Raw genomic sequence first — 1066 nt, 5'->3', positions numbered from 1 at the left:
GTCGGCCCTGGCCACGGCCATGGGCACGGCCACAGGCACAGGCACAGATACGGCCACGGCCGCAGGCACCGCCGGGGGCGGCACGGCCCTCGCGCTTCGTCCGCTTCCTGACAAATACCATGGTTTAAAAGACGTTGAGCAGCGCTACCGTCAGCGCTACCTGGATCTTATCGTAAATCCAGACAGCAAACATACGTTCATTACACGAAGTAAGATCATTCAAGCTATGAGAAGATACCTTGATGATCATGGATACTTAGAAGTAGAAACACCTACAATGCACAGCATTCCTGGGGGAGCTTCTGCGCGTCCGTTTATCACTCACCACAACGCGTTAGACATTCCACTCTATATGCGTATTGCTATCGAACTGCACCTAAAACGCTTAATTGTCGGCGGTTTAGAAAAAGTATATGAAATCGGCCGTGTTTTCCGTAACGAAGGTGTCTCTACACGCCATAACCCTGAATTTACAATGATTGAGTTATATGAAGCATATGCGGACTATAAAGATATCATGAGCTTAACTGAAAACCTTGTCGCTCATATCGCCCAAGAAGTGCTTGGCACAACTACGATTCAATACGGGGAAGAGCAAATCGACCTTAAACCGGAGTGGAAAAGAATCCATATGGTTGACGCAGTCAAAGAAGCGACCGGCGTTGATTTCTGGGAAGAGGTTACTGTTGAACAGGCGCGTGAATATGCAAAAGAACATGGAGTAGAAATTAAAGACTCTATGACAGTAGGGCATATCATTAACGAATTCTTCGAGCAAAAAATTGAAGAAACGCTTATTCAGCCAACGTTTATTTACGGGCATCCTGTAGAAATTTCTCCTCTTGCTAAGAAAAACCCTGAGGACCCGCGTTTTACAGACCGTTTTGAGCTGTTTATCGTTGGCCGTGAACATGCCAACGCGTTTACAGAGCTGAATGATCCTATTGATCAAAGAGAACGCTTTGAAGCGCAATTAAAAGAGCGTGAAGCCGGTAATGATGAAGCTCATCTAATGGATGAAGACTTTGTTGAAGCTCTGGAATCCGGTATGCCGCCAACAGGAGGT

General features: G+C 46.5%; 1 protein-coding gene. It reads left to right on the top strand.

Annotation, left to right across the window (positions count from 1 at the left end):
• A partial coding sequence (lysS, locus tag ACWFR1_RS40515) for a lysine--tRNA ligase (protein WP_453561172.1) occupies window positions 1-1066 on the top strand: 1066 nt, incomplete at both ends.

This window comes from Streptomyces sp. NPDC055103 (assembly GCF_053607625.1).
Note: the sequence above shows the minus strand (reverse complement) of the source record. Positions and strands in the feature narration are given on the sequence as shown.